Source organism: Mycolicibacterium sp. ND9-15, from assembly GCF_035918395.1.
Classification (GTDB): domain Bacteria; phylum Actinomycetota; class Actinomycetes; order Mycobacteriales; family Mycobacteriaceae; genus Mycobacterium.
Genome location: NZ_CP142362.1, coordinates 2,279,552 through 2,301,138, shown reverse-complemented (window position 1 = coordinate 2,301,138; position 21,587 = coordinate 2,279,552). Strand labels below are relative to the sequence as shown.

Below are 21,587 nucleotides of genomic sequence, written 5' to 3'. Positions count from 1 at the left end.
TTCCCGGCTCGCGGCAGCGCCGTCTGGTGGCGCGGTCTTCAGATGCCCAGCACCGGACGACCGTCGGCTTGCCATGCGCGCATACCCCCGCGAAGTTCGACGACGTCGGTGTAGCCGAGATCCCGAAGCGTTTCGGCCGCAACCGTACTCATCGGCCCGGACCGGCAGTAGATCGCCAGGGCGGTATCGCGATCGGCGGGTAGGCGGTCGGCCTGCGTTTGGATCTGATCGAACGGAATCGACAGGTCCGTGCCGGGGATGTCTCCTTCGAAGGGCACGTGGACGTTCAGCGTAATGCGAGCGGGCTCGGCGATTGCTGCGGCGAATTCGTCCGAGTCCACCAGCCGCGCGGCGCTTGCCGTCTCGGGATGCGATGTTGAGGTAGGGCGGGAGTCTTCCGACGCGCACGCGCCCAACACCATCACGCCGAACGCTGTCAGCGCCCCGGCGAGCCATCGTGATACCGACGAGTGTCCAGCTGAGCCAGGCATGTCGCACCTCACCTGTGATGGGGCTCGGGATGGTGCGACGGTGGCGGCCCGCTGTCGTTCGCATCGGGGGCGGGCAGAGTCAGCGCAATGGTGGGCGCACTGGCGGCGGGCGGGCGCGGTGAATAGCTGATCCCGTTGGGGCCCTTGCCCACTGGGATGGTGGCGGGCACCGTCTGGCTGGTCAGATCGATGGCCGAGACGCTGTGGTCGTAGCTGTTGGTGACCCACGCCAGGGTTCCGGCGGGAGAGATCACCACACCGTGTGGTCCAGCCCCGGTCGGGACGGTTGCGCGCACGGTCATGTCAGCCGTGTCGATCAGCGAGGCGCCATGGCCGGGCGCGTCCGGAGTGCCTTGGTCGGCCGAGACCACCGTCGCGTCGTCGGGCGTGAGGTACACCTGGACCGGCGGTGCCGAGACCGCGACGCTGCCGACCACCTTGCGCGCGTGCAAGTCCACCTTCACCACCTCCGCAGGCTCGGTGATGCCGGTGTATGCGTAGCGTCCGTCGGCGCTGACCGCGACCTGCGCCGGGCCATCGCCCACCGGCACCGAGAACTGCGTGCGATCGGTCTGCGGGTCGATCACATCCAGTGCGCCGGTCGTGTGGTTGGCGACGACGATCACCGAACCGTCGGCCGCCGCCCGTAAACCGTGCGGCATCCCGCCCACCTCGATCCGGCCCACAGGCTGCAGGCTGCGACCCTGGAACACCGACACGCTGCCGTCGCCGGAGTTGGCCACATAGACCTTGCCGTTGGGTGCCTCGATCACGTGCGCCGGGTGCGGGCCCGTCGCGGCGATCGCCGCGACCTCGTAGGTAGTGGTGTCGATCGCCACGACCCTGTCGGTGCCCGCGCTGGTCGCATACGCCGTTCCGGCGTCTCGCCCGACTTGGACGTTGTGCGGCCCTTGGATGCCGGTCAGCGTGGTCGCCACCGCGTTGGCCGCCGTATCGATGACGGTCAGGCTGTTCCCTGTCTCGTCGGCCACCCAGACCGACCCCGCCACGGTGACCGACTCCGGCGGAGGGGTCGAGGGGGTGGCTGATTGCTGCGCGGTCCCGGTCTCACCGCCTGAGCAGCCCGCCAACACGGCAGCCAGCACCGCAGTGAAGAGGACGGCAGAAAGCTTGACGCTCGCCGACGCGGCCGGCCACGAGCCGCCGCGAGGCGTCCGGACACCAGGAAACCGGGTCGAAAACGCAGGCATGACTCGACCGTACCGGCTGCGATGACCCGGCCACTCGCGATCGCGCCTCGAGGGACTTGCCTTAGGCTAACCAAACTCTTAATGTTTGCCGAAAAAGATTCCGCTTAATGATGGCGGAAGCAGGAACCGGTGCGGATCACTGCGCGCCCCTCTCGAAAAGGATCGAGAAGATGACCCAGAAGGAACAGCTTCCACTGGCGGCGCGATCGTGGGCCGACCTGCCGGGGCACTGGCTTTTGGCGCGGTTGGGTAAGCGCGTCCTGCGACCCGGCGGCCTGGAGCTGACCGCCCGGCTGTTGGCGGGCGCCGGGATCGGCGGCTCCGACGTCGTCGAACTGGGCCCGGGCCTGGGGCGCACCGCCAAAGACATCGGAGCACTCCGGCCGGCGTCGTACATCGGCGTCGACGAGAGCGGCGAGGCCTCGGCAATGGTCCAGCAGGTCATCGACGCCACAGGCGGGCGCGCTGTGGTTGCCGACGCGGCCTTTACCGGCCTTGAACCCGACAGCGCCGACGTCGTGGTCGGGGAGGCCATGCTGACGATGCAGAGCGACCGGGGCAAGAAGGCGATCATCGACGAAGCGTTCCGGGTGCTGCGCCCCGGCGGCCGCTACGCCATCCACGAACTCGGCCTCAAGCCGGACACCCTCGCGCCGGAGATCAAGGATGCGGTCAGGCGCGACTTGGCCCGGTCCATCAAGGTCAACGCCCGCCCGCTCACCGTGCAGGAATGGTCCACGTTGCTCGCCGAGTCGGGCTTCTTGGTCAAGACCGTCGAGCAGGCGCCGATGGCACTGCTGCGGCCCAGACGCGTGCTCGCCGACGAGGGCCTGTTCGGGACGCTCCGGATCGCGGTCAATGTGCTCACCCATCCCGCGGCCCGCAAGCGTGTGCTCGGCATGCGGGGTACCTTCACGCGCTACCGGGATGCCTTGACCGCGGTGGCAATCGTGGCCGAGGTGCCCGGCATAAAACCGACGTCCACGCCATGACGACGGCCGCGACGGCCGAGCACACACACGAGGCCGGCGGCCCCATCCAGAGCAGGCCGGAGCGGGGCGCCGGGCAACAGCGCCAACGCGTACTCGGCGTACTGCGCGACGCAGCGGGCCCCGTCGACGCACGGCACGTGGCGGACAGGCTGGACATCCACGTCACGACGGCCCGGTTTCATCTGAGCACGTTGGAGAGTCAAGGTGTGGTGCGCCGCGGGACCGAGACTCGTCACCGCGGCGCGGGACGGCCACAGCTGATTTACGAGATCGTCCCACGGCTCGACTACGCCGACATCGTCGCGCTGTTCGCCGTCCACCTCGGTGGCAGCGCCGCCGAACGCGAAGCCCGCGCGCTGGGCATCGGCGCCGACCTGGCGCACCGGATCAACCTCGCCACACCGCGCGCCGGGACCGTGGTCGCCAACCTCATCGTCGAAACGCTCGGCGAACTCGGATTCCAGATCCACTCCGTAGTCAATGCGTTCGGCACCGTCACAGTCCGGATCTGCGCCTGCCCACTTGCCGAAATCGCCACGGAAGCACCAGAAGTGGTGACCGGTATTCAGCAAGGACTCCTCCAGGAAATCCTCGACGCCAATACCGACGCGCTCGGCGCCCGCTACCACGCGACCGTACGCCCCGACCCGCACCACGGTGCGTGCCAAGTGCACCTGACCGCGCAGCCCGAACGCTGAGCATCGGACTCCACCGTGGCCGTAGAGACTGTCCCGCGCCTCGCCGCAGTGCCGGTCCGCAGCCTGGCGGCGATCGGCCGGGGCGTCGGTCTCGCGACCGCCGTATTGAAGTACTCGGTCAAAGACGTTGTCTTGCTGCGTCTTCCGGTTGGCGAACTCATCGTTTCGGCGTGGATGTTGTTACGGGTGACCGCCGCGCCGGCGGTGTTGATGGCCATCCCGATCGGTGCGCTGGTGTCCGTCCAGGTCGGCGGTCTGGTCAATCAGCTCGGCGCGACCTCCATGGTCGGCGCGGCCAGCGGTTTCGGTGTGATCCGTCAGGGCGCCCCGATGGCGGGTGGCTTCCTGATGGGCGGTGTGGCTGCCGCCGCGATCGCATCCGACCTGGGCTCGAGGCAAGTGCGCGAGGAGCTGGATGCGCTGCGCGCCATGGGGATTGACCCGGTGCGCCGACTCGTCGTTCCACGCTTCCTGGCGCTGGTGCTGATCGCTCCGTTGCTCTGCTTCGTGATCATCGGCTCGGCGGTGTCGGCGTCCTACCTGATCGCCGTGGGACTCAACGGCGTGACCGTCGGCAGCTTCTGGATGTCGTTCGGATCGTTCGCCAGGGAACTGGACGTCTGGTTCGCGATGGGAAAGACGGTCGTCTTCAGCGTCATCGTCGGGATCATCTCGGCGCTGCGCGGCATCGAGGCCAAGCGCGGGCCCCGCGGGGTCGCCGATGCCGTGAGCTCGGCGATCGTGCTCAACGTCGTATGCATCGTCATCGCCAACGTCGCGATCACCCAGGCGCTGACGATGTTCTTCCCGGCGGAGGTCTCGTAGTGAGGCAGACGGCCAGTAGGCCCGTGATGGCCCTGGGGCAACGCACGCACGGGGCTCTTCGAACCATAGGTCAGTGGGCGGTGTTCGTCGGCCAGACGCTGTGGTTCCTTCCGTTGACAGTGCGGCGGTATCGACGCCAGACCTGGCAGGCTCTCAACGGGTTGGTGTGGGGGCGGGGTTCGATCATCGTCGACGGCGGCGTCCTGTCCGTGCTGCTGATCATGGGCATCGCGATGGGCGCCTCGATCGCGATCGAAGCGTTCTCGATCCTCAACATGATGGGCTTCGGCGCGTTGTCGGGCATCGTCGCCGGCGTCGCCAACGTCCGGGAGATGGCGCCTTTGGTGACCGGCATCGCGTTCGCGATCCAGGCTGGTTGCCGAATGACGGCCGAGATCGGCTCCATGCGGATCTCGGGTGAGATCGACACCACCGAGGCGATGGGTCTGCGCCCGATCCCGTTCGTCGTGGGGACCCGGCTCATCGGCGGCCTGATATGCGTGATCCCCGGCTACTTCGTGGTGCTGATCGCCAGTTTCGTCGTCGCCAACACCGTGGTCGAGGTGTTCCGCGGTCAACCGGGCGGCACCTACGACCACTATTTCGTCCAGTTCCTCTCCCCGGTCGACATCGGATACTCGGTTACCAAGGCGGCCGTCTTCTGCGCGATGGTGACGCTCATCCACTGCTATTACGGGTATTTCGCGTCCGGGGGTCCCGTGGGCGTGGGGGAGGCGTCCGGCCGGGCCGTGCGCGCCAGCCTGGTCATGGTGGTCGTCGTCAACTTCGCCCTGACTGTCTCGATGTGGGGGCTGCGACCCGAGTTCGTGTTCCGGGGGTAGGCGACGCATGTTGTTTCGAACCTCGGCAGAAGACGAAGCCCGGATCCTGGCCCGCGTCGGCCTCACGCTCGTCGTCATCACCGTTACCGCTGTCGCCCTGGTGATCTCGGTGGTAGCTGTCAAACCAGCGGCCGAGCACGCGGACCCGGACACCGCGATGACGGTCGACACCCCTTACGTCGGTCAGGGCGTCACGGACGGAACCCCGGTGCTCATGCACGGCGTGCGCGTCGGCGAAGTCGCATCCGTGTCCAGCCGTCCGGAAGGCGGTGCGCGCCTACACCTGCGGTTGCGCCCGGAGCCCGCCGAGGGCCTGACCGACACCCTCGCCATCGACTTCCGCCCCTCCAATTACTTCGGCGTGACCGGGGTCAACCTGATTCAGGGGCCGGCGCGGGGAGTGCCCCTGCACGACGGTGCGCAACTCGACCTGGTGCCACGTGGCAACTACACGATGCAGGCCCTGCTGACCCGGGTCGGCGAACTCACCAACGGTGTCGTGACCCCCGAACTGGTGTCGGTCATCGACCGGGCCACCCGCTACGTCGACGGTCTGAACCCGCTGATGGAGACCCTGGCGCTGGTCGCCAACAGCGTGACGAAGGTGCAGACGGTCAGCGCCGAGCACATGATCCGCAATATCGCCGGAATCAGCGTTGCCGCACCCTCTTTCGTCGACGCGGCCACCGACCTGGTCGACCGGCTGGACCACACCGGCCTCGACGTCGACGAGCGCTTCTTCCAAGAGCGCTTCCTGGCCACGGTGCAACTCGCCTCGACCGGCTTGTTCGGCTCGGTCGGCAAGCTGCTGTCGTCGCACGTATCCGACCTGCTGCCGGCGACCGAAGTCGTTCGCACCCTCGCCTCGCCGGTACCCGGGATCGCTCGCGCCGACGACATCTCAGAAACACTGGTGGAGCTGCGAACCCGATTCGAGCGGATGTACGAAGGTTCACCCGACCAGCGGGCACTTCAGGTGCGTATCGTGCTCGACAGCCTCCCCGGCGTGGCCGCCCCACTCGGCGCGATGGGAGGTTCGCGGTGAGCCACCGGATCAAGGTCATCACGCCCAGAGCCGCGCTGTGGCGGCTCGCGGTCAGTGCGGTCCTCGCCGTCGTGGTGGGCGTCGTGGTCATCAACGTGCTGCGCCAGCCGGTTTCGGGAGAGACACGCGCCTATGCCGCGGAGTTCACCGATGCGTCGGGTGTGCAGATCGGTACCGACGTGCGGGTGCGCGGAGTACAGGTCGGCAAGGTCGAATCGGTGAAGGTGATCCGGCGGGCCGGACAGAGCCTTGCCGAGGTCGGCTTCACGTTGCAGAAGCGGTTCGGTGTGGCGGCGTCTGTCCGCGTGGCGGTCAAGTTCCAGGCGCTGACGGGGCTGCGCTATCTCGAGATCATCGATCCCGTCGACGCAGGCGTCGGAAACATTGCGGCAGAAGCGGTGACGCGAATTCCCACCTCCATGACCCAACCTTCGCTGGACATCACGACGTTGTTCAACGGGCTTCAACCGGTGCTGGCGACGCTGAGCCCCGAACAGATCAACACGTTCACCGACAACGTCGCCACGTTCCTGTCCGGCGGCGGCGACGGGTTAGGGCCGATGCTCGACAGCATCAACCGGCTGACCGAGTTCGTCTCCGACCGGCAGACCGTGATCTCGACGCTGCTGCACAATCTCAGCGCGGTCTCCGACTCCGTCGGCGGACGCTCGAAGGACTTCATCCAGCTGCTGAATTGGGCGAACCGTCCGATGGACGCGGCTGAAAATGTGCTCGACGAGTTCCGCAAGTCCGACCTGTACGGGCCGCAGTTCACCCAGGCGGTCGTCAGGCTCCTCAACAACCTGGGCCTGCGGCCCGGAGCCGAGATCGACACCGGGCTGGACAAGGCGCTGACCAACTTCAACGACGCCATCGACAGCTTCAAGATGGTTCCCGTCGTGTGGGAGAACATCGGCCCGCCATCGGCAACCGGTGACGTCGTGCCGTGCTCGCGTGGCCGCGCACAGTTACCGGCGACGATGGACGTTCTGCTCAACGGCCAACGGGTAGTGCTGTGCAACCCCTGAGGCAACCCCTGAGGCGACTCGGCCATCCGATCCTGCTCGGTATCGGTGCGTTGATCATGGTCGCGGCGATCGCGGTGACCGCCGCCGGCGTCTACATCAGCCCGCCCGATCAGCAGCTCGTCACATTCCGCACCGAGGACGCCGCCGCCGTGCGGCCCGGCGACGCCGTCCGGATCGCCGGGGTGAACGTCGGCAAGATCAAGGATTTGGCGATCCAGCCCGACCACGTCAGGGTCCGGGCGACGGTCGACAAGGACGTGTTCGTCGGTGATCAGTCCCAGATCCAGGTCCGCATGCGCACCGTGGTCGGCGGGTACTACACGGCGATCGTCTCGCTAGGCGACGAGGCGTTGGGCGACAAGGTCATTCCCGTCGAGCGGGTCACGATGCCCTACAACCTGGTCCGCACGGTCACCGACGCCACCGGCATCACCGAGGACGTCGACGCCAGGCCGATCAGGGAATCGCTGGACGACCTGCAACGCGGCCTGGCCGGCGACAACGTCGAAACACTCGCCGCCATCATGGATGCCGGAAACGGCCTCACCGCGGCGATCGAGGCGCAACGCGGACAGATCTCGTCGATACTCAACCTCTCCGACGAGTACATCCACGCGCTGAGCGGTTACACCGACGAACTCAAGCGGATGGTGCGCAAAGTCTCGGTCATCGAACAGACGCTGACCTTGTACTCGCAGGGCTTCGGTCAGGCGCTCAAAGGGATGGGCGATATTCTGGATTCGCTCAACCCGGTCGGGCAGTTCTATGCGGGGCACCGCGACAAGTTCATCGAGAAGGTCCGCAACCTGCAGGAGATGGTTCAGACGTGGGCGGACCGTAGTGGCCTCGTCGTGCGTGGGCTCAGACGGGTGCGCGACAAGCTCGAACGGGTGCTCGACGCGCAGAACGCCCGGCCGGAACTACTGGCCACGGATCTGTGCATCCCGGTACCGGGGAGCGCGTGTTGACGGGGTTCAGCGTTCGCCGACAGTTGGCCGTGCTCATGGCGGTCACCACCACCGCCGCCGCAGTGGTCTCGTGCGGCGCGACACACCGCTCGGCCGATCACGCCTACTGCGCGATCATGGCCGACAGCATCGGGCTTTACACCGGTAACGCAGTGACGCAGATGGGCTTTCGCGTCGGCACCGTCACCGCGGTGGAACCGCGGACCCACGACGTCCGCGTCAGCTTCACCCTCACCGAGCAGCGCAGCATCCCGGCCGACGTGACCGCGGTCATCCGGTCGGTGTCGATACTCGCCGACCGGTCACTGGAACTGGTGGGCAACTACGCCGGCGGACCAACACTCGCCGTCGAGAACTGCATTCCGTTGGAGCGCACCGCAACTCCGAAGAGCCTGTCGGAGATGGTCGGCTCGATCGCGGCCTTCGCCGACACGATCAGTCCCGACGAATCCACCAACGTCGCGGACACCGTCCGTGGTCTCGAACAACTTCTGACCGGCCAGGGCGGCCGCGCAGGCGACTTCCTGACGCGGCTCTCGGCGGTCCTCGACAGCCCCGATCAGGCGATCAGCGACACCGGCTCCATCGTGGCCAACCTCGCGCGTCTGACCGGCGAGCTGAGCACGATCCGAAGCACGCTCAAACAAGTGCTGCTCGACGCCGAAGCGACCACACCCGACCTCGTCGTAGCCACCGACGGGGTCAAACGGATGACGCGCACCCTGCCGCTGATGGTCACCCTCGTCGCCGACCTGGAACGCGAACTCGGCGAGCAGACCCAGCGCGTGCTGGACACGGTCTCGGTGCCGTTGCGCAAGGCGAGTCCGCACGCCACCGCGGTGTCGGATCTGCTCAATCCGATCCCGGGCTGGATCACCAGTGTGTCGGATCGATTCAACGAGCAGGGGCTGCAGCTCAAGTGGCGGCCACCGATGTTTCGGATCCGGACTCAAGACGGACTGTTGTTGTGCGGCACCATGAATGCGCGCGTCCCAGGCAGTTGCGCGGACGTCGCAGGCACGCCTTACGCCGTCGACGTCGCGCTGCTGCAGTACGCAATCACCGAGGCCAGCCGATGACCCGACCGCTCGTGCGCCTTCTGGCGGCCGTCCTCTGCGCGGCGTTCGTGCCGTCGTGCACGGCGCTGACGGTGGACTCGCTGCCCGCGCCCGACGGCGACCGTGACGGTTACGACGTGATCCTGGAATTCGAGGATGTCCTCAATCTTCCGGATCGTGCCCGGGTGGTGATGGACGGTGTCCCGGTCGGCCTCGTCACCGACATCGGCATCGTCGACGCGCGGGTGGACGTCACCACCAGAATCGACTCCGATGTGGTCGTGCCGTCCGACGTCCACGCGGCACTCAAGCAGCCCACCGTGCTCGGCGACATCTTCGTCGCGTTGGAACGACCCCCCGACAGCGACCCCGCGGGGGCGCCCCCGCTGGGACCCGGCGACACCGTGCCGCTGGCACGGACCTCGTCGCCCGCCCAGATCGAAGACACCATCGCCAGCCTGGCCAACTTCGTGGCCAGCGGAGCGATCCAACGCGCACAGAACACGATGATCGGCCTGAACAAGGTGGCCGAGACCGGCGACGTCGAACTGAACGAGATCATGAGGCGGCTGACCACCAACCTCTCCGATCTGGCCGACAACCTCGACTCGGTCGACCTCGCGCTCGGCGGGATGACCGACACCTCAGCGGTGTTGAGCGGCAAGCGGTCTGCGATGGAGTACTGGTTCTCTCCTGCGGGGATGCTCGGATTCGACCGCGCGACCCAGGTGACGTCACGGCTTTCCGTGATGATCCCGTCGATCGGCAGCGTGTACAGCGGCGGTTTCTGGCTGGTGCCGATGCTCACCACGATGGGCGACGCGGCGGGTGCCGTGCAGGCGTCGAAGTGGGCCGTGGAGGACGAGTTACCCAGATGGCGAGAGTTGTTCACCGACTACTTCCTCCCGCAGGACAAATATCCGGCGATCAACATCACCTCGATCGTCGGGCCGGATGGCCGTGAGCTGTCCGGCGATGTCCACGACGTGCTACGGATCCTGGGGGCGACGCCATGAGTGTGCGAAACCTGCTGACGGTCACCGCGTTGACGGCCATCGTGGTGCTGGCCGTCGGCTACATCGGCACACTCGGCGTCCGAATCCGCCCCCCGGACCACCGCACGAACCTGTCGATGACCGTGACGAACATCAACGGACTGGTGGCCGGCTCGAACGTCTTGCTGCGCGGGGTCCCTGTCGGCAAGGTGACCGCGATCGACACCACGGTCGACGCGGCCACCGTCGACTTCTATATCGAGGGCGCCCATCAGGTGCCGGTGGACAGCACCGTGCGGCTGGACAACCTCTCCGCGTTGGGCGAGACCTACATCGGGCTCTTCCCGCGGACGTCCGGCGGGCCGGTGCTGAGCGACGGCCAGCATCTGGCGGCCGAAGCCGTCACCCAGCCGCCGACGATCTCCGACCTGGCGGTGAGCGTGGGCCGGCTCCTGCAGCAGGCCGATCCCACGCTGTTGGCGCGGATCGTCACCGAGGCCGACACCGCGTTGGGGGACCCGGATGCGGTGCTGCCCAACCTCACTCACGCCGCGGCGCTGATGCGCAGCGAGGTGATGAGCCTGGACGGCCGGGGGCAGGAGCTTCTGATCAATATCCAAACCCTGCTGCGCAACGCGGAATTCGTCGGGCCCACCCTGGCCAACCTGGCGCCCCACCTCAACCAGCTCGGACCCAACGTCCAGGGTATCTTCGCCGGAGCGATGAACCTGGTCCTCGCGGGTTCGCCGGAAGCCCTCGAACGGTTACAGGCCTACCTGGCGAGGATTCAGAACTTCCTCGACACCAGGGCGCCGGATGTCAAAGTGCTGGCCGAAACGCTGCTGCCCAACATCCGCTCGATCGGTTCGGCGCTGACGAACTTCGACACCGGGCGGCTGTTGGGCAACATGCTGCGCGGGGTGCCCGAAGACGGGGCGATCGAACTACGCGTCTCGGTGGTCCCACCGGGGTAGAAGTAATTCTCAACAGGTAAGGAAGGCATGGACATGGGCGACGCCAACAATGACGACGTCGACTCACCGGACGAGACCGACGCTGCCGCACCGGCCCAGACGGCGGTGAGCGGCCCGCGGCAGGTCTCGATCTCGCTGCGCACGTTGCTTTTCGGCGCGCTCGTGCTGGCGCTGGCCGCCGGCCTCGGAGTGTTCGCCTGGTTGTACGTCGATGCCCGAAGCGAACTCGACGCGCAGGCACGCCAAGCCGCCGGCAACCAGCGGGCCGAGCAGGTCGCGATGGACTACGCCGTCGCCGCGGCGCAGATGGATTTCCGCGATCTGAACGCCTGGAAAGGCCGCTTGGTGGCCGGAACATCGCCGGAGCTGACGAAGAAGCTCGGCGAGGCAGCGGATTCCATGGAACAGATCCTGACCCCGCTGCAATGGGAATCGACGGCCAGGCCGTTGGCGGCCGTCGTACGCAGCAGCGTGGGTGGCGCCTACGTTGTCGACGCGTTCGTCAGCGTCCTGACCAAGACCACTCAGGCGCCGCAGGGCCTACAGTCCACCGCGACGTACAGCGTCACGATCGACAGCAATCAGGACTGGCTGATCACCGACGTCGGTGGGATCGACGCCGTGGTCGGCGCCCGGTGAGGACTCGGCGATGACGAGAATTTTTCGCTGCGCAGCCGCGGCCTTCGCGTGTGTGGCCATCGCGATGTCTGCGGCGGCCGGGCCGGCGCTCGCCGATCCGCCGCCTGACCCCGTCGGGCAGGAGCCCCCACCGCCACGCCTTCCCGTCATCGTCCCGACGGCGACCGACTGGCAGCCCAAATTCCCCGCCCTGTACGAGGATGCGCGCCGCCACGTGACCGAGGCCGACATCACCGCGCAAAGCGAGATGTGCCAGTGGTTCACCGCCCAGTACGACGAACTGCTGCAGCAGATCGACCGCTTCAACATCAAACTCATCAGCCGGAACGGGAACTGGGCCGCCGGCGACGTCATGGCCCACGCCGCCGCCGTCACCGCCAACATCGACCAGTCGGTGGAGTTCTTGACGCCGCGGGCGCGGGCGCTCACCCAGACCCGAACGTTCGCGGGTGACAACTACTTTCCGCTCTATCAGGGCGAAAGCTTCTACCTCATGTGGCAGCATCTTTCGAACGTCAGCGGCGGGATCAGGGCGCGCCAACCGGCCTGGTTCACCGGACCCTCGGTGCAACGGTTCAAATACTGGGGCAGCAGGATCAACCGCTCCCATGTCTGCGACTGAACTCGTGAAGGGTCTGCCGATCGCCTTCGTCGGCGTGGCACTGCTGTGTGCGCCGCCCGCGGGTGCCGAACCCGCAGATGAGCTCGAACAAGGCATCGCCGCCGTGCGGGCCGGCGGATCGTGCGCCGCGCTGCGACACGACCCGCTCGTCGAGCAGGCGGCCGAGATCTCGAACCGGTCGACCGAGGACTACCTCAATCACGATGCCGAGTACGTTCCGGTGGCCGATCCGCTGATCGTCTTAACGGACCTCGGCAGTGACGCCGGCATCGCCACGCAGCTCCAGGGCCACGGCGATACGGTCGCAGCGGCGGTCAAGGGAGCGCTCCTGCAAGGGCATTCGAGCCTGGCGGACTGTTCGTATGAGGCATTCGGCACCAGTGTGATCCGCAATCCCGACAAGGGATACACGTTGGTGGTCGCAGTTCTCGCCGGGCCGTGAACGTCATCGCCTGCGAAGATCCATCCAAGGTGGGGTCAGCCATGTTCCGGTGTTGCTGATCAGCAACCGCAGCGGCCCCCGCTCACAGTACGTTTGCGCATCACTCGTGACGGCGCACGTCGTCCCCTGGTGCTCGAGGAAGGTGCGCGATCGCAGCGGGGAATGCGCTCGGGCCGCAGGCATCCGGAACGGCACCGACCAGTCGTAGTGCATGGCGCGGTCGCCGGTCACCCAGCCCACCGCCTCGGTGCCCGGCGGGGCGCCGGGAATATCGCCGCGACAGGCGAAGCTCCCGCGGCCCCAGATGCCACAGTTCTGCCCGGTCGGCGCGGTGAACCACACCCCGTCGGCCCCCGGCACAAGGTAGGGACCCACATCCTGCCGCTCGAAGAACCTGATGGTCGGCCATGGCTCGGGCTCGGGCTCGGCATGGGCGCACGGCGATGACGCAAACGCCAGGAGCAGGGGACCGAGTGCGAACAGGGCGCGTAGCGCGGTGGTGGTTCTCACGGTCACCGCACGGCCGTTGACGACTTCATGCGATTTCCCCGTGGTGGCTCGCGAGATCTGCGGCAACGAGTATCACGACTTCATGTGGCAAGTAGCGGAGGGCCCCTTCTACCGACGACGAGCTCGATTGGGTTGGCCTCCCCATGGGACCATGGGCTGGTTGGCGGGGGGCGCCAGTGTCGAGGGCCGCGCCTTGATCGACACACTGCCACTGGTTTGGCAGATCGTCGCACCGCCCGTGTCCTGGCAGGTTGGTCGAGCATCGGCGGCCGGAGCCGAAACGACGGCCAGGACCGTCAAACTCACGATGAGCAGTGTCGACTTGCCTCGATTGGTCATATGTCCCTTGCCCTTGAGCCTTGACCATCCGACACTACGATGTTCATGCGCTGGCCGTCCTGGTATCGGCGTCATCAAGGGCGGTCCGATATCACGACGTCAGCATCCGGGCCCAGCGGCACGCTCTGTGCTACCCCGCCAGGACTGGCACCAACAGCGCCCAACGGACAATGGGCCGCCCCTAACGCTGTAGCTCTTCGAGCAAGCGGATGACGGGTGTGTTCGAGGATAGGAGTCCCACCTCGGTGAAGCGGCGGGCAGCTTCGAGGAATTGCGGCGCGTCAATGGCCAGCGCGGCTAGTACTCGGGCGGCGTCGGCCTCACGATCAGCGTGTGCCAATACGATTGCGGTCCACAACGCGATGTCGGGGTCCCGCGCGGGATCTGGATCAGGAAACCGATCGAGTCTGGCGAGCGCATCGTCGGGACTGTCGCCAAGGGCAAGATCGAACGCCTCCACGGCATTGTGGTAGCGCGCATTCTGGTCGATCAGGTGATCGAGCACGCTGATCGGATCCTCGTGGTCGTCGACGCGTAGATCCACCAGGCGGTCGTGCCACGGCCGACCGGTCGTCGTGGCATCGACGACCACGATCGCCGCCGAGCGCTTGCCGCGGAGATCGCCGCCCTCGTTCTCCGCGGCGTGTAGCGCGGCAGCAAGCCGGGTCGGCACCGAAGCCTCCGTGTGCTCCCATGCGTCGAGCATGGCCTCCCAGACGGCCTCGGAGACAACCATGTTCGCGAGGGCCACGCACCCGTGGCCCGTAACGTGACCGGCCGCGGGGACGCAAGTATCGCCGGTATACACAGCGATGTTCGTATTGGCATCGACCATTGCCACCTGACGGCGCTCAGGGTGCGGGTCCACACTCTGCAACGCCGTCAGCGCCTCGGTTGCGGTCAGGCCCGCCCTCAGGATGTCCAGGCCCAAGTCGCCGTACATGGGTTCGCCCATCGACTGCGTGGCGATCACCCCGTGACCGGGCATCGCCCACGGAACGCTGCTACCCACCGCGAACGCCTGAGATTGGCAGGCCACGCCCATGAGGCCGGTTCGATCGTCGCGAGCCACGATGGAGTAAGTCATTCACTGACCATACGCGCGGTAAACCACGGCTCCCTCCACTGTGAGGGGTGAAACGGCACGAAGGAAACATCGAGAATCCTTGCGCAGCAAGGAATCGGTCCACAGCGTGTCAGATAGGCCGCTTGGTCACGCAGCCGTACGTAGTCGGCAACCGCTGAAACCGCCTGTGGCCCATCATGACCGCCTGCAGCGCGCCGCCGGGTGTCCAGATCAGCCGAAACGGATGTTCATGGTCGCGAGCCCGAAGATCTTCTTCCCACCGGACTTCGCCGTCACCACGACGACACCGGAGCGGGTCGCCGGATCCAGAGACTTGATCCGGCCGCTGAACTCGATGTCGGCACCCTCCTTGGCCGAGACGACCGCGGGTGCCGAGAGCCGCACCGCATACCGGGTGACAGCGCCAGGGTCGCCTGACCATTCGGAGACGAACCCGGCGCCCAACCCCATGGTGAGCATGCCGTGGGCGATCACGTCGGGCAGCCCGGCCAGCTTGGCGATGTCCTCGTCCCAGTGGATCGGATTGGCATCACCGGCCACCCCGGCATAGTTCACCAGGTCGCCGCGCGACAGGGTGGTGTGGCGCACCGGTAGTTCGTCCCCGACCTTGACGGTATCGAAGGACGGCGTGCCCGGCGTGCGGTTCAACCCGCCGTCGGCTATCCGCACCTGCCCCTGCGGCCGCACCGTCTTCTGGTACTCGCCGTCCAATGAGCCGATTCCGGAGAAGTCGACGTCGTGCATCATCGCGTTCTGTACGGCGGTCTTGATCGCCGGATCGAGGTCCTCGGCGGTGACGCCGACGACGGTGGTGTGCAGGGTGTGCACCCGCTCGCCGGCCGTGTCGGTGAAGGTGTTTGTGACGGTGATCATGTCCCGGCCGGCGATCCTGCGCACCGATGTCAGCTCGACGTCGACGTGCAGTTCGTCGCCGGCGACGATCGGGCGGTGTTGCTCGAAGACCTCCTCGGTCTGCAGATAGGTGTCGTAACCGACGACGACCTGTTCGAACATGCGGCGATTGCAGGACATGCCCGGGGCCGAGGTAAACGTCAGCGGCGTGACCAGACCGGTGTACCCCAGCTCAGCGGCGGCGTCGGTGTTCCAGTGCGCGGGGTGGTAGTCCTGCACGGCACGGGCGTACTCGCGCACTTTTTCGCGGCCGACCAGGTAGGTGTCGTCCATCTCGTAGTAGTGGCCGACCCGCGCTTCGATCGCCGGCGCTTCTGGTGCTGCGGTCATGACTGCTCAACTTTCCTGTCGGCTTGTCGCTGTGGCCGACCCCCCAGCACACTAACGCGCGCGAACTCCGGGCATGGATGCCCTCGTCGGAGGCGTGCGGAGTTGAAACGCGAATATCCGCGGACTACAAGGCTTTGAATGCGATAGACAAGACCATGGCAGTCACCGAAGCAGTCGCAGCTTGGCGGCGCCGCACGAAGAGATCCGGACATGCCGTATGCGGCCCACCGCCGAGCGGAAGCGCGTGATTCGATGAGTGCTGAGCAAGAACCGGACTACCGCTTCACGTTGGCCAACGAACGGACTTTTCTGGCGTGGATCCGGACGGCGCTGGCGTTGATCGCCGGTGGCATCGCCGTCGTACAGTTCGTGCCGTCGTTCGGAGTTCCCGGGGTGCGACATGGCCTCAGCGTGGCGTTGGCCGCCACCGGTGGTCTGCTCGCCCCGTTGGCGGTGCGGCGTTGGCAGCAGGTTCAAGCCGCGATGCGCCGCGGCGAGGACCTACCGCGGACCCATGTGCCGCTGATGCTGGGAGGCGCGCTGTTAGTGCTCACCACGGTGGTCCTCGTGGTGCTGGTGGTCTGGCCCCCGTCCGGCCAGTGAGATGGATGGTCGCGACCCGATGAAGCCTGGGCTACCCGCAGAGCGCACCCTGTTGTCATGGGAGAGAAGCTCGTTTGGATTCCTGGTCGTTGGAGCGCTGGTGCTGCTTCGGCAGCACGGACCCCTTGGACCGGCGCGCGGCCTGCTGGCGATCACCGCGTTGTCGCTCGCATTGTTGGTCTTCACGCTCGGCTATCGACGGTCGCGACGGATCAGGACTATCCCGCACGCAGAGGTTCTGCTGATCGGCGGCGCTACTTTCGGCTTCGCGACGGCCGTGATCGTTGTGCTGTTGTCCACGTGGTGACCGTCGGCAAGTCCGCGCTCGACGGGTCAGGCCAAGGCCAGAAACAGCTTCTCCAACTCGGCTTCGGTCAGCGGTTGGTGACCCTCGGGGGACTCACCGGTCAGGCACTCCCGTAAGCCGGTCGCCACGATCTTGAACCCGGCTCTGTTCAGCGCCCGGGACACCGCGGCCAACTGGGTCACGATGTCCTTACAGTCCCGGCCCTGCTCGATCATCGAGATCACGCCGGCGAGTTGTCCCTGAGCCCTGCGCAACCTGTTGAGCACCGCGACGACCGCGTCGGCGTCGGCGACAACGGCGCATCGTCCCTCGTCCATGGGAGTGGAGTTCATGCGACTGCCCTGCCAGAGGTGGCCACACCGGTGGGGCGACGCAGCGGACAATGCGCGAAGCGCGTACAGGCCAGCGTCATGCCCGCGGCGATCGCGGTCAGCGCCACGGCCGCGATTCCGACGCTCAGGTGGATCTCCTGGGCCAGGATGACCGAGGACATCGCGAGCACGAACCAACCGAAGGTCTTCCGCAGCGCCGCAGGGTCGACCATCGCGGTCAGCCGGGCTCCGATCAGGGCGCCCAGCACGGCCGCGGCCGTCACTGCCATCGCCACCGTCCAGTCGATCTGAACGCTGGACAGATATCCGGCCAGACCCGCGAACGACTTCATCGCGATCACGACGAGCGAGGTGCCGACCGCGACGGGCATCGGCAATCCCCCGAGCAGTGCGAGGGCGGGTACCACGAGGAATCCGCCCCCGGCGCCGACCAGGCCGGTGACCAACCCGACCACCAGGCCCTCCGCGATGATCTTCGGCATCGGCAGGCGCTGGTCGCCCCCGCCGGTCTCGACGGTCCTGCGCCCACGCAGCATGGCGATCGCCGTGGCGACCATCATGACGGCGAAGCCGATGAGCAGGACGGTGCCCGGAATGAATCGGGCCAGCAATCCGCCCGCGTAGGCGCCGGCCATGCCCGCTGCGCCGAAGATCAGACCGGTGCGCCATTGCACCCGGCCGGCGCGTGCGTGCGAGACCGCGCCGATCGCGCTGGTGACGCCGACGACCAGAAGCGAAGTGGCGATGGCCTGTTTGGCGTCCATTCCGGCCACGTAGGCCAACAGCGGAACGGTCAGGATGGAACCGCCGCCGCCGAGCAACCCCAGCGCGATACCGACGAAGACGGCCAGGCCGATGGCGAGCGCAATCATGATCCGCTAGCCCGCTTTCTTGTCCGCGGAGGTCGAATCGACAAGCTGGGCCACGACGCTCTGGGCGTCGCAGGTGGCCCCGCGGTTGTAGGGCAGCTTCGACAGCATCATGCCCATGGCGCAGGTGTTGGACAGGGCCGCGAACGCCAGGCCGCCCCCTATGGCGCCGGCCACCCACTTGAGCTTCGGGGCGGCGATGCTGCCCAGGATGCTGGTCAGCACGATCGAGCCGGCGACCAGCCGGACCTGTCGCTCGAGGTCCCACCGTGGCAGGCCGCGGTTGACCTCGAATCCCTGGGCCTCCCAGGCGGTGATGCCGCCGGCGAGGATGTGCACGTTGGCCAGACCCGCGTTGCGTAGCGTCTCCTCGGCCTGGGCGGCGCGCTGACCTGAGCGGCAGACCAGGACGACGTCCTCATCGAGGTGCTGAATGATCTCGTCGCGGTGTTCGCGCAACAGATCCAGCGGCACGTTGTAGGCGCCGGCGATGTGGGCGGTCTCGAACTCGCCCGGGGTCCGGACATCGAGCACCCGAGGCGGTGTGGGCGAGCCGAGCAATTCGCCGAGGGCCTGCGAGTCGATCGTGGCGGAAGCGGTCATGGCGAGTCCTTTCGAGTTCGGCACCGGCCTCGGAGCCGATACCGGTGGGGGTATGCTTGCCAGCATGTTACACATACGCCCGGGGGTACATGCAACCGCGGAATATCTGCGGCCATGGTCGACTTGACATACCCATGGGGGTATAGGCACGGTAGATGCCAGAAGGCTTCCTCCGCCAACCGAACGAAAGGGCTGCCGCCATGAAATTCATCCAGTACTACCTGGACTGCCTGTCCCATGCGTCGTATCTGATCGGCGACGAAACCACCGGGCGCGCAGTCGTTGTCGACCCACAGCGGGACGTGGCCGAGTACCTGGCCGATGCCGAGAAGTTCGGCTTGACGATCGAACTGGTCATCGAGACCCACTTCCACGCCGACTTCCTGTCCGGTCACCTGGAACTCGCCAAGGCCACCGGAGCCAAGATCGTGTACTCCTCGGTCGCCGAGACCGAGTTCGAGTCGATGGGCGTCGCCGACGGCGAGCGCTACTCGCTGGGTGAGGTGACCCTGGAGTTCCGCCACACCCCGGGCCACACCCCCGAGTCGCTGAGCATCGTGGTCTACGAGCACGCCGGCGATGAAGTGCCTTACGGCGTGCTGACCGGCGACGCGCTCTTCATCGGTGACGTCGGCCGGCCCGACCTGCTGGCCTCGATCGGGTTCACCCGTGAGGAGTTGGCCGACAAGCTCTATGACTCGCTGCACAACAAGTTGATGACCCTGCCCGACGCCACCCGGGTGTACCCGGCACACGGCGCGGGTTCGGCCTGCGGCAAGAACCTGTCAACCGACCTGTGGTCGACGATGGGCGACCAGAAGCAGACCAACTACGCGCTGCGTGCTCCGGACAAGGCGACCTTCATGAAGTTGGTCACCGAAGGGCAGCCACCCGCACCGAGCTACTTCGTCTACGACGCGATCCTCAACCGCAAGGACCGTGAACTGCTGGACGAGACCAAGATGCCGACGGCGATGACCTATGAACAGGTGCTGGACGCGATCGAGCGCGGTGCCGTCCTGGTCGACGGACGCAGCCCCGAAGAGTTCGCGCAGGGCCACCTCCGCCACGCCATCAACATCGGGCTCGACGGCCGCTATGCCGAGTTCGCCGGATCGGTGGTGCCCTCGGATGTCGACATCGTGCTGTTCACCGAACCGGGCCAGGAGTTGGAGGGCAAGAACCGGCTCGCCCGTATCGGATTCGACCGAGTGATCGGCTACCTGGACCGGCCGTTCGAGGTGATGCTGGCGCACCAGGACGACGTGCAGATCGCGTCCAGACTGACTGCCAGGGCGTTCGACCGACGCGCTTCCGAGCTGGCCGACCTGCAGGTCGTCGACGTGCGCAACCCCGGTGAGGTCGCGGCGGGGACGATCCCCAATGCGATCGACATCCCCGTGGGCCAGCTGCCGGCCCGGCTGGGCGAGTTGGATCCGGCCAAGCCGACAGTCGTGTACTGCGCCGGCGGGTACCGGTCGTCGGTGGCCGCAAGCCTGTTGCGGCACAACGGCTTCGTCGATGTCAGCGACATTCTGGGCGGTTTCGGCGCCTGGGAGGAAGCACGCCAGAACGCCTGAGCCACAGCCGAACAGGAAGGAAACGAGAGCACCATGCTTACCGCGAAGCACCAGATCGTCATCGTCGGCGGCGGCACAGCCGGCATCTCGGTGGCCGCCCGGCTGCTGCGCCGAGGTTTCTCGGACGTCGCCGTCATCGAGCCGTCTGACACGCACTACTACCAGCCGTTGTGGACGCTCGTCGGCGGCGGCCAGGCGAAGGCGTCGACGACCGCACGGCCCGAGGACTCGGTGATGCCCAAGGGTGCGACGTGGATCAAGAACGCGGCGGCGGCCGTTGATCCGGAGAACAACACGGTCACCTGCGTGGACGGAGCGGACTACGAGTACGACGCGCTCGTGGTCTGCCCCGGTATCCAGCTGGACTGGAATCGCACCGAGGGGCTGGCCGAAGCGCTCGGCAAGGACGGGGTTTCATCGAACTACCGGTTCGATCTCGCGCCCCGCACGTGGGAGTTCATTCGCGACCTGCGATCGGGCAGCGCGGTGTTCGCCATGCCGTCGGGTCCGATCAAGTGCGCCGGGGCACCGCAGAAGATCGCCTATCTCGCCAGCGACTACTGGCGAAAGCAGGGCGTGCTCTCCGACATCGACGTCCACCTCGTGGTGCCGACGCCGCGGTTGTTCGGCATCCCGGCGATCGCCGACAACCTCGACGCGATCGCCGCCGACTACGGCATCACCGTGCACACCAACGCCGAGGTGACGTCGATCGACGCGGCGGCCCACAAGGTGGGCATCACGCACACCGGGGACGGCCCGCCCAGCACCGAAGCCCACACGATGCTGTCCTACGACATGCTCCACACCGTGCCCCGACAGTCGGCGCCGGACTGGATCAAGTCGAGCCCGCTGTCGACAGGCGACGCAGGAGGGTATGTCGACATCGACAAGCACACCATGCAACACGTGCGCTATCCGAACGTGTTCAGCCTCGGCGACGCCGGGTCGTCACCGAACTCCAAGACCGGTGCTGCGATCCGCAAGCAGGCCCCGGTGGTGGTCGACAACATCGAGTCGTTCTTGGCGGGCCGCCCGTTGCGCGGCTCCTACAACGGCTACGGATCGTGCCCGATCGTCACATCCACGCACGCGATGCTGCTGGCGGAGTTCGACTACGACCTGAACATGACCCCGTCGCTGCCGCTGCTCGACCCGACCAAGCCGCACCGCGGCTACTGGTACCTCAAGAAGTACGGGCTGCCGTTCATGTACTGGAACCTGATGCTCAAGGGCCTGGCGTAGCAGTTCGCCTCTCCCACAAGGAAACAAGAAAGGAAACGGC

The 21,587-nt window shown here is 66.7% G+C and carries 25 protein-coding genes; 17 read left to right on the top strand and 8 right to left on the bottom strand.

Annotation, left to right across the window (positions count from 1 at the left end):
* Nucleotides 1-38: 38 nt before the first annotated feature.
* Complete coding sequence (locus QGN32_RS11230) at nucleotides 39-491, bottom strand: rhodanese-like domain-containing protein (RefSeq protein WP_326548638.1); 453 nt, start codon at nucleotides 489-491, stop codon at nucleotides 39-41.
* 8 nt (nucleotides 492-499) lie between these two features.
* On the bottom strand, nucleotides 500-1,702 hold the full coding sequence (locus tag QGN32_RS11225; protein WP_326548637.1) for a YVTN family beta-propeller repeat protein: 1,203 nt from the start codon (nucleotides 1,700-1,702) through the stop codon (nucleotides 500-502).
* A 170-nt stretch (nucleotides 1,703-1,872) separates the two neighbouring features.
* Between QGN32_RS11225 and QGN32_RS11220 the strand changes: the two genes are divergently transcribed.
* The 13 genes from QGN32_RS11220 to QGN32_RS11160 are packed head-to-tail and all read left to right on the top strand — an operon-like array spanning nucleotide 1,873 to nucleotide 12,830.
* Nucleotides 1,873-2,694: a class I SAM-dependent methyltransferase gene (locus tag QGN32_RS11220; protein WP_326548636.1), complete on the top strand. Its 822-nt coding sequence runs from the start codon at nucleotides 1,873-1,875 to the stop codon at nucleotides 2,692-2,694.
* Complete coding sequence (locus tag QGN32_RS11215; protein ID WP_326548635.1) at nucleotides 2,691-3,392, top strand: helix-turn-helix transcriptional regulator; 702 nt, start codon at nucleotides 2,691-2,693, stop codon at nucleotides 3,390-3,392. Before QGN32_RS11220 ends, QGN32_RS11215 begins: the two co-directional genes overlap by 4 nt.
* Before the next feature lie 15 nt (nucleotides 3,393-3,407).
* Nucleotides 3,408-4,217, top strand: a complete 810-nt coding sequence (locus QGN32_RS11210; RefSeq protein ID WP_326548634.1) for an ABC transporter permease — start codon at nucleotides 3,408-3,410, stop codon at nucleotides 4,215-4,217.
* A gap of 26 nt (nucleotides 4,218-4,243) precedes the next feature.
* Entirely contained in the window at nucleotides 4,244-5,059 is an 816-nt protein-coding gene (locus tag QGN32_RS11205; RefSeq protein ID WP_326549026.1) for an MlaE family ABC transporter permease, read from the top strand.
* Nucleotides 5,060-5,066: 7 nt separating this feature from the next.
* The gene (locus QGN32_RS11200) at nucleotides 5,067-6,104 is read left to right on the top strand and encodes an MlaD family protein (RefSeq protein ID WP_326548633.1); all 1,038 of its coding nucleotides are present in this window, start codon (nucleotides 5,067-5,069) and stop codon (nucleotides 6,102-6,104) included.
* The gene (locus tag QGN32_RS11195; RefSeq protein WP_326548632.1) at nucleotides 6,101-7,132 is read left to right on the top strand and encodes an MlaD family protein; all 1,032 of its coding nucleotides are present in this window, start codon (nucleotides 6,101-6,103) and stop codon (nucleotides 7,130-7,132) included. The genes QGN32_RS11200 and QGN32_RS11195 overlap by 4 nt, the downstream gene beginning before the upstream one ends.
* A 56-nt stretch (nucleotides 7,133-7,188) precedes the next feature.
* Nucleotides 7,189-8,100 (top strand): MlaD family protein, encoded by a 912-nt coding sequence (locus tag QGN32_RS11190; protein ID WP_326549025.1) that lies wholly within the window; start codon nucleotides 7,189-7,191, stop codon nucleotides 8,098-8,100.
* Nucleotides 8,070-9,179, top strand: a complete 1,110-nt coding sequence (locus QGN32_RS11185; protein WP_442791804.1) for an MlaD family protein — start codon at nucleotides 8,070-8,072, stop codon at nucleotides 9,177-9,179. Before QGN32_RS11190 ends, QGN32_RS11185 begins: the two co-directional genes overlap by 31 nt.
* On the top strand, nucleotides 9,176-10,174 hold the full coding sequence (locus QGN32_RS11180) for an MlaD family protein (protein WP_326548630.1): 999 nt from the start codon (nucleotides 9,176-9,178) through the stop codon (nucleotides 10,172-10,174). The genes QGN32_RS11185 and QGN32_RS11180 overlap by 4 nt, the downstream gene beginning before the upstream one ends.
* The gene (locus tag QGN32_RS11175) at nucleotides 10,171-11,127 is read left to right on the top strand and encodes an MlaD family protein (RefSeq protein WP_326548629.1); all 957 of its coding nucleotides are present in this window, start codon (nucleotides 10,171-10,173) and stop codon (nucleotides 11,125-11,127) included. The genes QGN32_RS11180 and QGN32_RS11175 overlap by 4 nt, the downstream gene beginning before the upstream one ends.
* Nucleotides 11,128-11,154: 27 nt before the next feature.
* The gene (locus QGN32_RS11170; RefSeq protein ID WP_326548628.1) at nucleotides 11,155-11,766 is read left to right on the top strand and encodes a hypothetical protein; all 612 of its coding nucleotides are present in this window, start codon (nucleotides 11,155-11,157) and stop codon (nucleotides 11,764-11,766) included.
* Between the two features lie 10 nt (nucleotides 11,767-11,776).
* Nucleotides 11,777-12,388, top strand: a complete 612-nt coding sequence (locus QGN32_RS11165) for a hypothetical protein (RefSeq protein WP_326548627.1) — start codon at nucleotides 11,777-11,779, stop codon at nucleotides 12,386-12,388.
* Nucleotides 12,375-12,830, top strand: a complete 456-nt coding sequence (locus tag QGN32_RS11160; RefSeq protein WP_326548626.1) for a hypothetical protein — start codon at nucleotides 12,375-12,377, stop codon at nucleotides 12,828-12,830. The genes QGN32_RS11165 and QGN32_RS11160 overlap by 14 nt, the downstream gene beginning before the upstream one ends.
* 3 nt (nucleotides 12,831-12,833) lie before the next feature.
* Here the strand turns inward: QGN32_RS11160 and QGN32_RS11155 are convergent, their stop codons facing one another.
* The 3 genes from QGN32_RS11155 to QGN32_RS11145 form a co-directional block, all read right to left on the bottom strand.
* Nucleotides 12,834-13,346, bottom strand: a complete 513-nt coding sequence (locus QGN32_RS11155) for a hypothetical protein (protein ID WP_326548625.1) — start codon at nucleotides 13,344-13,346, stop codon at nucleotides 12,834-12,836.
* A gap of 514 nt (nucleotides 13,347-13,860) precedes the next feature.
* Complete coding sequence (locus tag QGN32_RS11150; protein WP_326548624.1) at nucleotides 13,861-14,766, bottom strand: DUF1028 domain-containing protein; 906 nt, start codon at nucleotides 14,764-14,766, stop codon at nucleotides 13,861-13,863.
* A gap of 210 nt (nucleotides 14,767-14,976) precedes the next feature.
* Nucleotides 14,977-16,008 (bottom strand): fused (3R)-hydroxyacyl-ACP dehydratase subunits HadA/HadB, encoded by a 1,032-nt coding sequence (locus tag QGN32_RS11145; protein ID WP_326548623.1) that lies wholly within the window; start codon nucleotides 16,006-16,008, stop codon nucleotides 14,977-14,979.
* Between the two features lie 252 nt (nucleotides 16,009-16,260).
* Here QGN32_RS11145 and QGN32_RS11140 point away from each other — a divergent pair, with 252 nt between their 5' ends.
* Together QGN32_RS11140 and QGN32_RS11135 are read left to right on the top strand one after the other, a co-directional pair.
* Nucleotides 16,261-16,611 carry a YidH family protein gene (locus tag QGN32_RS11140; RefSeq protein ID WP_326548622.1) on the top strand — a complete coding sequence of 117 codons (351 nt, stop codon included), beginning with the start codon at nucleotides 16,261-16,263 and terminating at the stop codon, nucleotides 16,609-16,611.
* Nucleotide 16,612: 1 nt separating this feature from the next.
* Nucleotides 16,613-16,918, top strand: a complete 306-nt coding sequence (locus QGN32_RS11135; protein ID WP_326548621.1) for a DUF202 domain-containing protein — start codon at nucleotides 16,613-16,615, stop codon at nucleotides 16,916-16,918.
* 26 nt (nucleotides 16,919-16,944) lie between these two features.
* On the opposite strand, the gene QGN32_RS11130 is transcribed toward QGN32_RS11135, so the two are convergent.
* From QGN32_RS11130 to QGN32_RS11120, 3 genes are read right to left on the bottom strand one after another with little or no spacing between them, the layout of a single operon-like run.
* Nucleotides 16,945-17,235: a metal-sensitive transcriptional regulator gene (locus tag QGN32_RS11130; protein ID WP_442791836.1), complete on the bottom strand. Its 291-nt coding sequence runs from the start codon at nucleotides 17,233-17,235 to the stop codon at nucleotides 16,945-16,947.
* A gap of 11 nt (nucleotides 17,236-17,246) precedes the next feature.
* Entirely contained in the window at nucleotides 17,247-18,122 is an 876-nt protein-coding gene (locus QGN32_RS11125; RefSeq protein WP_326548619.1) for a sulfite exporter TauE/SafE family protein, read from the bottom strand.
* Nucleotides 18,123-18,128: 6 nt separating this feature from the next.
* Nucleotides 18,129-18,722 (bottom strand): rhodanese-like domain-containing protein, encoded by a 594-nt coding sequence (locus QGN32_RS11120; protein ID WP_326548618.1) that lies wholly within the window; start codon nucleotides 18,720-18,722, stop codon nucleotides 18,129-18,131.
* A 200-nt stretch (nucleotides 18,723-18,922) separates the two neighbouring features.
* Here QGN32_RS11120 and QGN32_RS11115 point away from each other — a divergent pair, with 200 nt between their 5' ends.
* Together QGN32_RS11115 and QGN32_RS11110 are read left to right on the top strand one after the other, a co-directional pair.
* Entirely contained in the window at nucleotides 18,923-20,302 is a 1,380-nt protein-coding gene (locus tag QGN32_RS11115) for an MBL fold metallo-hydrolase (protein WP_326548617.1), read from the top strand.
* A gap of 33 nt (nucleotides 20,303-20,335) precedes the next feature.
* Nucleotides 20,336-21,547: an NAD(P)/FAD-dependent oxidoreductase gene (locus QGN32_RS11110; RefSeq protein WP_326548616.1), complete on the top strand. Its 1,212-nt coding sequence runs from the start codon at nucleotides 20,336-20,338 to the stop codon at nucleotides 21,545-21,547.
* Nucleotides 21,548-21,587 lie beyond the last annotated feature (40 nt).